The following is a 12,762-nucleotide window of genomic DNA, read 5'->3' as shown; positions in this document are numbered from 1 at the left end:
TTTTTATCTAGTTTTAATAACTAGATTAGTATTATTTTATCTTGAATTGCCTCCTTGTCAAGAAATAAAACTTTTAAGTCAAACCTAAGCTTATATTCCTTAATAAAAATACCAACCCTATCTTATTTAAAATAGAGTTGGTACTTAAACTTCCTTTTAAAAATATTATAATATTTTTAATCTGACTAATTAAACAAGCTTATTTTTTTCTTAAAGAGTAATAAACTCCTGTTGATAAAGCAAGAAGACTAGAATAAACAGCAAAACTTGCTTCCACTCCAGTTTTTGGTGATTTTTTTGGATTTGTTTCGACTAATTTTTTTATTTTGGATAAAACTTTGACAGTAGCTGTCTTTGAGATTTTAACGCCCATGCTATCAGTTAAGCTATATTGTATTTTATAAATACCAGGAACATTACAATCAAAATTTCCCTTTTCTATCACAACCTTATCTATCAAATTATCCCCATCTTCCTTATCAGAAGCCTTAATAATCAAACTCTTAAGATCAAGCTTTTCCCCCTCATTTATTTCAGTATCTTTAACTTCTAGGATTGGAGGAGTATTTTCTTCTGGAATTACTAGAGGCTTATCTTCAGGTTTTTCTTTAGATTTTTCCTCTGGTTTTTCTTCTGGCTTTTCTTCGCTTGGCTTATCTGGTGTGTAATCTGGGATAATAATTGGAGGATTATCAGGCTTCTTCTTTTCTTTGACAGTTATTGTGGCTATTTTTTCAACACTCGCCCCGTTCTTATCTGTTAATGTATATTTTATCTTATATACACCAGGCGTATTGGAATCAAATCCGCTATTATCAATTACAACAGTCGCTTTTAAATCAGGACCATCTTCTTCATCAGCCGCCTTTGTTATAAGACTTCTTAACTCTATGGACTGACCTTTTTCAATAACAGCATCCTTGACTTCAAGCTCTGGAATTTTATTCCATTGAGCGATGAAGGAATGATCTTCTGTAACTTTGTATGTTTCTCCAGGATAGTACTTTGAGCCCTTCCAATATAGGAATTTATATCCCTCTCTAGTTGGAGCTGACATAATTGTTATTTGTTTATCTTTGCTATGTCTTTTTTGCTTAACACTAGTACCATCAGCAAATTTTCCACCATTAGCATCGTATACAATTAGATATTTATCATTTTTATAATTAACATCATAGTTATTTAACAAACTAGATACTTCTAATGACTTATGTTTTACATCAGAATCAGGGTCGAATTGCAAATTAGTAAACTCTTCATAATTACTAGGCGGATCATATAAGCCCGCTTTTGCAATATTGTCATTAAATATGGTAGTCTTATCTATTGTAAGATTTTTATAAGCATTTTCATCTTCAATAGGGTCTTTATATTCATAAGGATTTGTATAAATCGCACCACCTTGACCTACTTCACAAGTATTGCCAATGAATTTACTATTTTCAGAAATTTCTAATTTTATATTAGGCTTAATTCCTTTAATATTATTGTTTTCATCTCTGTTAACTCCATTTATACCAATTGCTCCTCCAGAACCAAAAGCACTGTTAGATTCAAATCTAGAATTTTTTATTTCTGTTTTGCTATCAGCAATCTCCATTGCTCCACCAACTCCAGATAAATGTGGATTGCTTTGTTCATCTTGAGGATGAACTTGAGCAATATTTTTAGTAAAGGTACAAGTATTGACAGTTGTTGGGAATGATGTATATATCCCTGCTCCCATAAGTGATTCATTTTCACTAAAACTTGTGTTATCAACACTCAACCTTGCGGTTTTGGAATTTCTAACTTCACCTGCAGTGGATATTCCTGCACCATAAGCTGCTGCGTTTTTTGAAAATTCAGAATTTTTGACATCCAAGATGGAATTAAGGCCTAAATAAATTCCGCCACCAAAACCATACGAAGTATTTTCAGTAAAAGTAGAGTTTGTTATACTAACAGGATGGGAATTGTCTTGGTTTACAAAAATTCCACCGCCGCCGCTTCTAGAAAAATTTCCAGAAAAAGTCGAATTTTCTATTTTCACTTCTCCACTTTTTAGATAAATTCCTCCACCTTGACTTCCTGATTTATTACCAATAAACTCAGTATTTTTTATATCTGCGCCTGATAAATATACAGAACCACCGGCTTTTTGTGATATATTTTCTGAGAAATTACAGTTTTCCAATTCGAGTTTTTTTGATGTGAAAATCGCTCCTCCCCAATTAGCTTCATTTTTTTCAAATGTAGAGTTCCTTATTGTTAAAGGACTTGATGAGTAAACCGCACCAGCTGTACTGGCATGGTTATTTTCAAAACTGGCATTTTCGATTTTAGCAGTTGCTCTTGAGCCAACTATAATAGCTCCACCTGTTTTCTTAGCAACATTTCCTTTGAAAATTCCCCCAGTTATATTCAAATTACCATAAGCTGCTAGGAAACCACCGTCGCTTGTATTGGATTTATTATTTGAAAAGGTTCCCCCAGAAATATTTATAGTTGCACCATGTCTACCTTGAATTATTCCTCCTTGTGATTTAGAGTTATTATTTTGTATAACTGTTCCTTCCTCTATATTTAGAGTAGAACCTGAATACATAAAAATAGCAGGACCATCTGCTAAAGGGACATCAATAAAATTCTGTACTATTGTACCTCTACCAAAAGTTAGTACCCCATTTTCCGATAAAAATGTAAGTTCTCCATCATTGTTTCCGTCTAAAATTATATTTTCAGTTCTAAATTTACAATCCTTAGAAACATAAAAAATTAATCTTGTCCCTAGTCTTTTAAGAGTATATTTTTTGTTATTAGCTGATCTAAGAAGGATATTTGCGTAGTTTCTATCCCAAACACTCTCATCAACAGGAATATCATAATCACTATTCAAAGTAACAACATATTCATTGCTTAAATCGTTTTGCATGACATTACCCATTGCATCATATAAGGTATCATAATTTCCGACGAGTTCACCATCTTCAGTACTACCGAGAGGTCTTTTAGTTACAGTGAAAGTTTTCGATTCTTCTGGATTTCCTACAGGATTTGGGACTTTTTCTTCTCCTAGGTTTAATTCATCAGAATCTTCCTTTTTATCCTCGGAGTTTTCTTCCTTATTCGAATCTTTTTTTTCTTCTTTTTTGGCATTATCTTTTTTTGCATCCTCTTTTGAAGATTCATCTCTTTTTGAATCTTGTTTAGGTTCTTCTTTTTTCTTATTATCTTTCGTAAAATTACCTTCTTCTGAAGATTTTTCCTCTTTTTCTGGCTCCTTTACCATGCCTTCCTTGCTTTCGACTACTCCAGTCTCAACTCCCGCCTTATCATTGCACTCATCCAAGGCATAGACGAGAGGTGATAGGTAGGTCAATATAATTGAAAACGTAATCAATATTGCTAAGGATTTACTAATTGTTTTTTTAAAAAGCTTCATCTTAACGACTCCTTTACAAGTTTCTTATAAATATTATATAGCACAGCTTGTAAATATCTACAAATACGAAAAGTTTTCATTTGTTCATTTAAAATTTTTGCCATAAAAAGCGACTAAGAATGAAATCTTAGTCGCTACGCTATAGTATTGATTTTAACTTTAATTTTTCTGTTTATATTGTTTTAAGATCACAAAAACCTTTCAACTCTTTTGTCTAAAAACGACAAGAAGCAGGATGATGCTAACAATCAAACATACGCCAAATTTCACCCACATTACCATTGGCGAAACACTCCATTCAGGATGATTTGCCGCTGCTATATAATCTTTAACTAACAAATATGTCCCAATAATAGCAGGAATTAAAGAACCGAAAACTTTTGCTACAACTTTTAAGTTCATATAGCATCCTCCTCCATTTTACTAAATATAGTCATATAATTCCTAACAACAATTACGACTATGACATTTATATGTTCCTTCTCCGTCCAAATCAAAAATCTGATACATACAAACCCCTAAAGCATTTGCTATATCGTTAGCAGTTTTAAGACTCGGAATTGTTTTCCTAGTTTCTATTTTGTTTATACTCGTCCTTGATATACCTACTTTTTCCCAAATCTATGTTGCGATAACCCTAAAGGTTTACGGTATTTCTCGATTTTACTTTCCATTATATCACCTTTCTTTGGTTAACTAAAGTTTAACATAATTTCGTTTGAATATCAATACTTTTTAATATTTTTGATTACCTTTTCCTAATTTATCATTATATAATATCTATGCTAATATTTTATATTTTCATTATTACTCTAAGTGTTTCTTTAACTTCTTTTGTTTTTGTTATTTTTTTAGTAGGATTTTTATTTCTTCATCTGTTAGTTCTTCTGCATTTTCTATAAGACTTTCTAAGATTGGTCTTCTTGTTATGAGTCTATGAGTTCTTGCTTTTCTTTCTTATTCATTAAGATTTTTTCTTCAACTGTCTTTTTTGATTTTGTAATCGCTTAATGCTTTCTTATTTCTTTTCGATCTGTTCTTCAATACTTAACTTTATTCTTTTACTTGCCATTTGTATCCTTTCTTAAAATAAAAAAATGACTAGATTTTTATTTCTAATCGTTTTTAATTCAAACACAATGAATTTCTCTATTGCAATTTTCTTTTATTTTTTCAATATATTTTTCCATATAATCCCAATCGGGATTACCATGAACATCTACTGGTAGTTTTATCTTTTCTTTCTTTAACAAATCGGGAAATAGTCCATAACTATAAGAATATTTATCAGTCAATGTGTCTAAACACGATACTAAAAATAGACATGCTTTCTCACTCAAATGTCTTGTATCAATATAATAAATATCTCTTCCAAATACAAAGTTTTCTTTTTGATAAAAGAATGATGCATTCTCTGCACCAAATAATATAACTCCCTTAAGGCTAGGAATCATTTTTTAGTTTCAGTAACTCTATATTTTATACCATTATTAAATTTTGTTCTTACTACATAAGGAATACCGTTCTCATCTTCAACGACTTCACTTGCATGAAGCACGTCAGGCTTTTTAATATTTTCAAATAAATCACCAAATATAAACTCTCTCCGTTTTGAAGTATTAACCTTATTTAATTTTGCATTTTTAAAGTATCTGAGTTAAAAAAATTTTAAGAAATTTTTAGTCAATATTTTGTGTTTGTAAAAATTGTACAAAAAAACTATAATCAATATAAAGAATTTAAAATTATGATAGGAGATAATAAAATGGGCTTGTTTAATCTATTTGGTGGCAAAAAAACAGTTGAGTTAGATAAAGTAAAAAGCGATGAAAACAAAAATCGCATGAGAGAAATCTTTGATAGACAAGTAGATAATGGTTCGGAATATAAAATAGTTTATGCTTATTCGGAAGATATTGGTGGTGCGAATTTCGTAGTGCTTCGTACTGTTTCCTATAAATATAGAAGTTTTATACTTGGCTATAAGGAAGATAATCTAAGTTTAGTTTTTCTTGAAGTAAGCCCTGATTTAAATCAGGTTGGAGAAACACTTATCTATAAACCACATGACGTAAAGAAAACCAATTTTACAAAGATGGTAGGTGCATATTATTTACAGTATGGTAGTTCATTCAAGAAAGAGTTTTTCAACTTTTTTGTTCCTGAGACTATTGATGATTTAGTTAACCATGATTGGTATGATGAAGATACTTTTACCTACATTGACCAAAGAGAAGTACATGGCAGCTGGGTGGATTTTTGGAATAAATTTTGTAAATAAAAGGTAATTTATTGTGAATATGTTACCAAATTATATTTTGGCTTTTATATTTACAGTATTCCTAATATATAGTTTTATAAATATTAAAGTTAAAAAAGCTAAGGTTAGCAACGGCTACCTTTACGGAATTGGAGTTCTTATTGCAATATTATTACTTGGAATGTCTATTTATGGAATAATATTTAATATTCCATTAGGACAAGTACAACTAATGATAGTAAATAGCTTCAAATAATGAAATTAGAAACTATAATTAAAGTAGTAAATAAGGAATTTACTGCTTTTTCTTTATGTATGTAGGAGCTGTTGTTTTAGTTGGTGTATTTTCCAAGAGATTTCTAATATTCAAGCCCCTGATTATTGCTACATCATTCATATTTTTAGGTAAACACCAACCATCTGGCTTATCTGAATATCCCTTGAAGCTTAATTGATTAAAAGTTGTTATTTGACCAGTCCCTTGAACAACATTTTCTTCAGTTTCATCAAAGCCTAATACTAATTTCGCATAATCCCTAACTTGATCTTCTGTCCTTAAACTCATTTTCTATTCCTCGTCACTAAAATTATCTTCAAAACTAATGATATCATTAGGAGTGCAATCTAATGCATTACATATTTTTTCTAAATTCTTAAATGTAATTGGTTTATCCTTACCCATTTGTGCCATAACATTTGTTGTTAGTCCTGCCATAGCTATTACATCTGTTTTGTTTAATCCTTTTTTTGCTAACTGTATCCATAATGGTTTATAATTAAGTGCCATAATATCCCTCTTTTTCTCTTTATTAGATTTATTTAATTAAAGCATAAATATTGATTTCATTCTATCTTACATTGGTTTAGTGTTTTATTTTAGAGAATTTGTTGCTTTATTCCGCCCTTATTTTTAGTGTAAAAAAATGACGATATAGGTATTAATTTCTATCGTCTGAGATTATCTAATATTTATTTTTCTTTAAATTGGTTTTATTGTATAGTTTAATATTTCTATTAATCCAATCATAAAAATTAAACTGGCATTCATTACAAACCCCAGTTTTATAATTAGCGTGTTCTTTAATATAGTTTTTATCCTGCTGGAATATTATTATCCAACATTATTAAGTTAAGTTTATCTTCTCCGTCGTACTCGCAAATTGCAGATATAATCATACCTTCTGAGTAGATTCCCATCATTTTTCTTGTTGGAGGTTTATAATAGCAAGGAGGGTTTTCCCTACTAGGTCTTCTGCGTCATAGTATTTTTTTAAATTCTTTTGTTTTTGTTGGTTTTTTAGTAGGATTTTTATTTCTTCATCTGTTAGTTTTTCTGAATTTTCTATAAGGCTTTCTAAAATTGGTCTTATTGTTATGAGACTATAAGTTCTTGCTTTTCTTTCTTGTTCATTAAGATTTTTTCTTCTATATTTTCATTGGTCGTATTCCTCTCTTTCTTTTAAAATTTGAGCAATAAAATAACAGTAAACCGATTTGATTTACTGTTTTTTACATGCTGATAATTTATTTTCCAGTATTCTTGTACAATGCCATATAAAAGGTAAATAATTCAAGCACTTTTATACAAATAATTCGCCTTATTTGCGTCTTCTTTTTTTGAATTTATCTATTAAAGTCATAAATAAAACATCATAAACTATAAATAGTATAACTCCTATTATTACTCCAATTGGATTTGGAAGTCCAAAATAACTGGCAGTTATAGCAATCGCAAAAATACATGTAATGACTATAATTTGAATTATTAGAGACACTATTTTACCCATTAGACTGCCTTAACAACATCAATTGAAGAAACATAATAAAAAAAATAAGTGCTATTATATAATCTCTTATTCTAAAAAAGAAGTACAATGAGGACAAAAGCGCCGAAAATCTAGCTATTATCAATAGCATATTTCTGAACTTTTCTAATCTACTTTTACGCATCATAAAGCCTCCAAACACTCTGACAATTATCTATTTCAAGGTTTAATGCAGTAACTTCAACAATGGCTGCACCTGCCGCGTTAGCAGCTTCACCTTCTCTTTATTAGTTTATTTAATTATAGCATAGATATTGATTTCATTCAATCTTACATTGATTTAGTGATTTGTTTTAGAGAATTTGTTGTGTAATTCCGTCCTTATTTTGCCATAAATTGCTTAATACCTTGAGATTTAGCACCAGGCTTATCATTACCATAACCTTCCATTAAGTTATAACTCCCCATGATCCTAAACCTGCACCAATCGCAGTTACAAGTGTCTTTAAAACTCCAACTCCAGCTTCTTTTCGACAATAATTATAACACACCTTGCCCATTAATCTTAATCTCTTTTGTTTGTATAGCCCTATATAAGCATATGGGCCATAACCTCTGTCTGCATCTCAGGAATAAATATTGTTCTCTTTATTAAAATCAAAAGTTGTACTTACAAGTTGCATTTTCAAATAGTTTTAATAATTTAATGTACAAAAAAAATCATTTTTATAACAAATAAACACCAGAGCAAGCTTTAATGCTAACTCTGGTATTAGTTCCAATTTTTTGTGTTCAGATTTATGATTGAAAATCATTCAATCTTTTTTTATTTATCTACAGATAATATTAATAACATTTTAAATCTTGTAATTGCAGTTACATTATGCATTACATTTGCCGGAAATACTATTTGTTCTCCAGATTCAATCTCAACTTCCTTATCTCCAACAAGAAGCTTTGCCTTGCCCTCAAGTGCTAGGACAAGAGCGTCTCCAGGAGCCTTGTGTGGTTTTAGCCCCTCTCCCGCATCAAAAGCCATCATCACCACCCTAAAATCATCTTTTGAAACAAGGTCAATATTGGCTATGGCTCCATCAATATAATCCAAATAGTCAACTAATTTTATTTTTTGTCCCTTATCAATATTTTTCATCTCTTCCTCCTTTAAGTTAATTGCGATTTCTAAAAATATACTTTTTTCCCTTGCCTCTATATTAAAAAGTTTATTTTTTTCAAAAAGTATTAGTTCGTTATTTATAAGTCTTTCATTATTAAATTTAAGCTCGCCTTTTAAAGCAAAATATATTCTTTCTTCAGCATAAAATTCAGGGGAAATGCTGGTGTTTTGATCAAGACTCATAAGTAAGATGTGAAGATCATATAAATCTACAAGTTTCTTGCTTATAGTTTGGTTTTCTCTTACAGGTATCATCTCTTCTGCCTTTAAGATTATTCCCTTACTAATATTTTTCATTTTAATCTCCCACTATACTAATCGGAATGATTGTATTATAGTCTTTTTCTTCATTTTTTATTTTTTCAAGTATAACTTCTACCCCAAAGGCGTCTTTCATATTTTCCTTGCAGATAATATCAGATGTTTTGCCTATTTTATGTCTAGCATTTTCCATTAATATCAAGCATTTATCCGCTATTTCAAGAGCGTGGGCTGGGTAATGAGTATTTATAATAACACTAATATTGTCTACCTTGGATAGTTTTTTGATTAATGAAATTATTTTAAGTTGATTTTTAAAATCAAGACCACTTTCTGGCTCATCTAATATGATTAAGCTTGGATCTGATATTAAGGCTCTGGCTATTAGAACCATCTGAAGTTCTCCCCCACTCATTACTGAGCAAGACTTATCCTTAAGCTTCTCTATAGCTAAGCTTTTCATAATATTATTTGCTTTCTCATAATCTCTTTCACCTGGTTTTGCAAAAGGCCCAAGCTTGCTAGCAAGGCCTAGAACTACCATATCTATACCAGAATATTCAAAAGAAAATGATCTTTTTTGAGGAACGTATGATATATTAGACCATAATTCCCTTCGGCTAAAGCTTGCAATATCTTTTCCATCCATAAAACTATTTCCTAGTTTCCATTTTTCAAAATCACATATACATCTTATAAGGCTTGTCTTACCAACACCATTGGGCCCTAAGATAGATAAAACCTGACCTTGAGCCAGACTAAAAGATAAATTCTTAAATAATTCATGATTTTTATCATAATAAAATCCTGCATTTTTTACTTCTAGTTTAATTGAAACCACCCCCAGTTTTTCTAATTAGGCTTATAAAAATTGGAGCTCCAATTATTGCCGTAAGAACTGAAATAGGTAGTTCTATTACAGAAACCGTTCTTGATAAAGCTTCTATTAGTACCATAAGACTTGCGCCTAAAGATATACTAAAAGGTAGAGTATGAGTATTATTAGCTCCAACCATCATCCTTGCCATGTGAGGAATTATCAAACCAATCCATCCGACTTGCCCACACATTGATATAGATGAGGCTGTAATAAGTGTTGATGCGAATATGAAAATAAGTCTGGTTTTTTTAACATTTACTCCAAGACTTTTTGCTTCATCTTCTGATAAGCTCATAATATTTAGTCTAAATATCAAGAGTCTTATTATGATTACTCCCATAATTATTAGGGGTGCTGAAAGCATCAAGTTTTTATAAGATGATCTTGCAAAAGAACCCATAAGCCAATAACTGATGGCTGGCAACTTATCTGTCGGGTCTGCTGTATATTTTAAAAGAGACGCTAGTGCATTTGATAATGATGAAACTACAAGACCTGCCAGTATTAGCATTATCGTTGATGACCTAGTTCTACTCTTGCCAATATAAAGGGTTAAAACTACTCCAATTAATCCAAAAGCTAAAGCAAAGACTTGAATAGATAGGGTTGAAAGTGATAAAAGTATTCCGATTACAGCTCCAAGACTTGCAGCCGAGCTTACACCTAGTATATCAGGAGTTGCCAAGGGGTTTGAAAATACCCCTTGAAAGGCAAGACCTGCTGTGGAAAGACCAGCTCCTACTACTATGCCAGTAATAATTCTTGGTAATCTTACATTTATTATTACTGATTCAAGCATAGGATCAAAGTCTCCTCCTCCTAGATAAGCATTGAAAAAATCTACAATCTGTCCTATGCTAAGGGGCATTCTACCTATGGCTAGTGCCAAAATACTAATTAAAATGGGTAGACTTATGAGGATTATATATGAGCTTAATTTTATTTTTTTATCTTTGATAAAGATTTCTTTAATCATATATCAAACATATCCTCAATTTGTTCATCATTTAATTCGTATCCATACCATGTTTTATAATAATCTTTAATCATTTTTTGTAGGTCATAGTCTTTAAATTCTTCTGGGTAGGTCGATTTTGCAAGCCAAGCTAGGACAAGCGGTCCGTCTGGATTTGGTGTAAACCAATTCCACATACCAAGCTTAGTGTTATAAACTTTTTTATCCTTAACAGCTTTCATATTTGAAAAATTGATACCTTCTACTGAATTTTCATATACATCTTTTGTTGTAATATCAAGAAGACCAGGTCCATCAAGATAAAGTATATCTGGATTCCATTGATAAAATTGTTCAATAGAAACTTTGGCAAAGCCTTTTGTTTCATCAGCTAAATTTTTAACACCAATTCTCTTTAGCCAGAAATCTCCAAAAACACCTTTACCAGCAACCATTGGTACTCCTTCAACATACTTCCATAAAATCACACCAGTTGGTTTTTTACTATCATCTATTTTTGAAATTCTTTCTTCAACATCTTTTACAATATCTTGACCAGCTTTTATGAAATCATCTGTCTTTCCGCTTTCGCCAAATACATCTTCTAAGAGCTTTAACCATTGTGTGTACCTATCTATTGGGTCAGCCGGTCCATTTGTACCAACTGTAGCAAAGCCTACACATGGAATCCCTGTCTTTTTTAGAGTTTCATAGTGTTCTTTATTCGAAGCATTGTAAAAAATAACATCTGGTTTAAGCTTCATTATTTCCTCAATATTAATATCAGATTGAGCTTGAACTGTATTTTGACTATCAAGAAGCTCTGGAGCTATGTCCTTTAAAACTGTATTTGAAATTACTTGCTTAAGTGAGCCAGCATAACCTACGATATATGGAGCCTTTCCATGATGGTAAGCCATATAGGTAGATAAAATTGGAATCTGGTCTATAACTATTTTTTCAATTTTTTCTGGAACTTCAACTTTATTGCCTGCATGGTCTGTTATTGTCCTTGTTTTTTTACTTTCATCCTTGCTTTCCTCAGGCTTTTCTTCTTTCTTATCTGCCTTTGTATCTTCTTTCTCTTCGTTATTCTCGTTTTGAACTACTTCCTTGCTTTCTGACTTATCTTCAGTTTTTGCCTTGCCACAAGCTGTCATGCTTGTTAAAGCAAAGACTTGCAAACATAAAATTAATAGTATTTTTTTAATAGTTTTCATCTAATTCTCCTTTTTACTCGCTAAAACTATATATGAATTATTTGAACTTTTAGACCTTTCTAGCATTTTTGTAAACCTTGCCCTATTTTCTTCGGCATAAGCATTTCTATAAAAATTTGCTGCTCCAACTGGTCCCTCATCTTTTATGATTGTATCCCTATCTAAAAGAATCATCCTACCAGTTCTTTGTGAAAAAGGTCTAAAAGAATTTTCTAAGAATAATTTATTCCAATTTTCTACTGTTAGAGGATATACATCCATATTTGTAAATTTCGAAAGTTGCCTTCTTATATCTTCGCTTTCGTTTTCAACTGCCACATCATGAGTTAGTAAATATCCACCCTTTTTTAAGACCCTGTGATAATTTTTAAGGGCCTTTGCTTTGTCTTCATTTGTTAGCATGGTAAGCATAGCCTCATTAATTATTACATCAAATGTTTCATCCTCAAAATCTAAATTCAAGGCATTCATGTTCTTTACTTGTATTTCCTTATCTAAACTCAAGAGATCTATATTCTCCAAAGCTTGGTCTATGGCAACTTGGTCAATATCTATACCTATTATTTTGCATTTATATTTAGTATAGACCCTTATAAGATTATCACCTCTATTACAAGCAACTTCCAAAACTTGCATATCTTTATCAATCTGTACCTGATCAAATAACCAATCGGTCATAAGACCGCCGCCTGGTCTGAGTCTTGTTCTTCCAAGCATCTTTAAAAAATCATGTCCAAATATAATTTTGTTTTTATTCATTTGTTTTTCCCTCCTTGATAATGATAATCGTTACATATATAATTATAACATAGGTGATTT

14 protein-coding genes and 3 pseudogenes are annotated in these 12,762 nt (G+C 31.0%); 1 reads left to right on the top strand and 16 read right to left on the bottom strand.

All coding sequences use genetic code 11. The features are described from left to right. Positions 1 to 199: 199 nt before the first annotated feature. The 5 genes and pseudogenes from AC1EJ5_RS01560 to AC1EJ5_RS01540 all read right to left on the bottom strand — a co-directional run bounded on the left by AC1EJ5_RS01560 (position 200) and on the right by AC1EJ5_RS01540 (position 4,878). Positions 200 to 3,424, bottom strand: coding sequence for a right-handed parallel beta-helix repeat-containing protein (locus AC1EJ5_RS01560; RefSeq protein ID WP_479814095.1), 3,225 nt, complete (start codon positions 3,422 to 3,424; stop codon positions 200 to 202). A 201-nt stretch (positions 3,425 to 3,625) separates the two neighbouring features. After that, the gene (locus AC1EJ5_RS01555; protein ID WP_479814093.1) at positions 3,626 to 3,826 is read right to left on the bottom strand and encodes a hypothetical protein; all 201 of its coding nucleotides are present in this window, start codon (positions 3,824 to 3,826) and stop codon (positions 3,626 to 3,628) included. Positions 3,827 to 3,868: 42 nt separating this feature from the next. Continuing rightward, the gene (locus tag AC1EJ5_RS01550) at positions 3,869 to 4,003 is read right to left on the bottom strand and encodes a hypothetical protein (RefSeq protein ID WP_479814327.1); all 135 of its coding nucleotides are present in this window, start codon (positions 4,001 to 4,003) and stop codon (positions 3,869 to 3,871) included. Positions 4,004 to 4,217: 214 nt separating this feature from the next. Further along, a pseudogene (locus AC1EJ5_RS01545) lies at positions 4,218 to 4,378 on the bottom strand (DUF3847 domain-containing protein); the annotation flags it as partial. Between the two features lie 176 nt (positions 4,379 to 4,554). After that, positions 4,555 to 4,878, bottom strand: a complete 324-nt coding sequence (locus tag AC1EJ5_RS01540; protein ID WP_311486954.1) for a restriction endonuclease subunit S — start codon at positions 4,876 to 4,878, stop codon at positions 4,555 to 4,557. Positions 4,879 to 5,189: 311 nt separating this feature from the next. On the opposite strand from AC1EJ5_RS01540, the gene AC1EJ5_RS01535 reads away from it, so the two are divergent. Next, positions 5,190 to 5,705, top strand: coding sequence for a hypothetical protein (locus AC1EJ5_RS01535; RefSeq protein WP_479814092.1), 516 nt, complete (start codon positions 5,190 to 5,192; stop codon positions 5,703 to 5,705). Positions 5,706 to 5,979: 274 nt separating this feature from the next. On the opposite strand, the gene AC1EJ5_RS01530 is transcribed toward AC1EJ5_RS01535, so the two are convergent. From AC1EJ5_RS01530 to AC1EJ5_RS01480, 11 genes and pseudogenes are all read right to left on the bottom strand, one after another. Beyond that, positions 5,980 to 6,249: a hypothetical protein gene (locus AC1EJ5_RS01530; RefSeq protein WP_479814090.1), complete on the bottom strand. Its 270-nt coding sequence runs from the start codon at positions 6,247 to 6,249 to the stop codon at positions 5,980 to 5,982. A 3-nt stretch (positions 6,250 to 6,252) separates the two neighbouring features. After that, positions 6,253 to 6,471: a helix-turn-helix domain-containing protein gene (locus tag AC1EJ5_RS01525; RefSeq protein WP_348938127.1), complete on the bottom strand. Its 219-nt coding sequence runs from the start codon at positions 6,469 to 6,471 to the stop codon at positions 6,253 to 6,255. Between the two features lie 305 nt (positions 6,472 to 6,776). Then, positions 6,777 to 6,958 (bottom strand): annotated as a pseudogene (locus AC1EJ5_RS01520) (methionine--tRNA ligase subunit beta); the annotation flags it as partial. Next, a pseudogene (locus AC1EJ5_RS01515) lies at positions 6,942 to 7,090 on the bottom strand (DUF3847 domain-containing protein); the annotation flags it as partial. The pseudogenes AC1EJ5_RS01520 and AC1EJ5_RS01515, both read right to left, overlap by 17 nt. 741 nt (positions 7,091 to 7,831) lie before the next feature. Further along, positions 7,832 to 7,900: a Maff2 family mobile element protein gene (locus AC1EJ5_RS01510; RefSeq protein WP_479814325.1), complete on the bottom strand. Its 69-nt coding sequence runs from the start codon at positions 7,898 to 7,900 to the stop codon at positions 7,832 to 7,834. Then, complete coding sequence (locus AC1EJ5_RS01505; RefSeq protein ID WP_479814331.1) at positions 7,900 to 8,010, bottom strand: Maff2 family mobile element protein; 111 nt, start codon at positions 8,008 to 8,010, stop codon at positions 7,900 to 7,902. The genes AC1EJ5_RS01510 and AC1EJ5_RS01505 overlap by 1 nt, the downstream gene beginning before the upstream one ends. 266 nt (positions 8,011 to 8,276) lie before the next feature. Further along, on the bottom strand, positions 8,277 to 8,924 hold the full coding sequence (locus AC1EJ5_RS01500; protein ID WP_099320161.1) for a cupin domain-containing protein: 648 nt from the start codon (positions 8,922 to 8,924) through the stop codon (positions 8,277 to 8,279). Between the two features lies 1 nt (position 8,925). Then, positions 8,926 to 9,729, bottom strand: a complete 804-nt coding sequence (locus AC1EJ5_RS01495; protein WP_479814087.1) for an ABC transporter ATP-binding protein — start codon at positions 9,727 to 9,729, stop codon at positions 8,926 to 8,928. Further along, a complete protein-coding gene (locus tag AC1EJ5_RS01490; protein ID WP_479814085.1) occupies positions 9,716 to 10,744 on the bottom strand; it encodes a FecCD family ABC transporter permease in 1,029 nt (342 codons plus the stop codon). The genes AC1EJ5_RS01495 and AC1EJ5_RS01490 overlap by 14 nt, the downstream gene beginning before the upstream one ends. Further along, positions 10,741 to 11,943: an ABC transporter substrate-binding protein gene (locus AC1EJ5_RS01485; RefSeq protein ID WP_479814083.1), complete on the bottom strand. Its 1,203-nt coding sequence runs from the start codon at positions 11,941 to 11,943 to the stop codon at positions 10,741 to 10,743. Before AC1EJ5_RS01485 ends, AC1EJ5_RS01490 begins: the two co-directional genes overlap by 4 nt. Further along, the gene (locus AC1EJ5_RS01480; RefSeq protein ID WP_479814081.1) at positions 11,944 to 12,702 is read right to left on the bottom strand and encodes a class I SAM-dependent methyltransferase; all 759 of its coding nucleotides are present in this window, start codon (positions 12,700 to 12,702) and stop codon (positions 11,944 to 11,946) included. It abuts the gene before it with no gap. Positions 12,703 to 12,762: the final 60 nt, after the last annotated feature.

Source organism: Anaerococcus sp. C0059F3, assembly GCF_056590475.1.
This window is presented reverse-complemented; position numbering and strand designations above follow the sequence as displayed.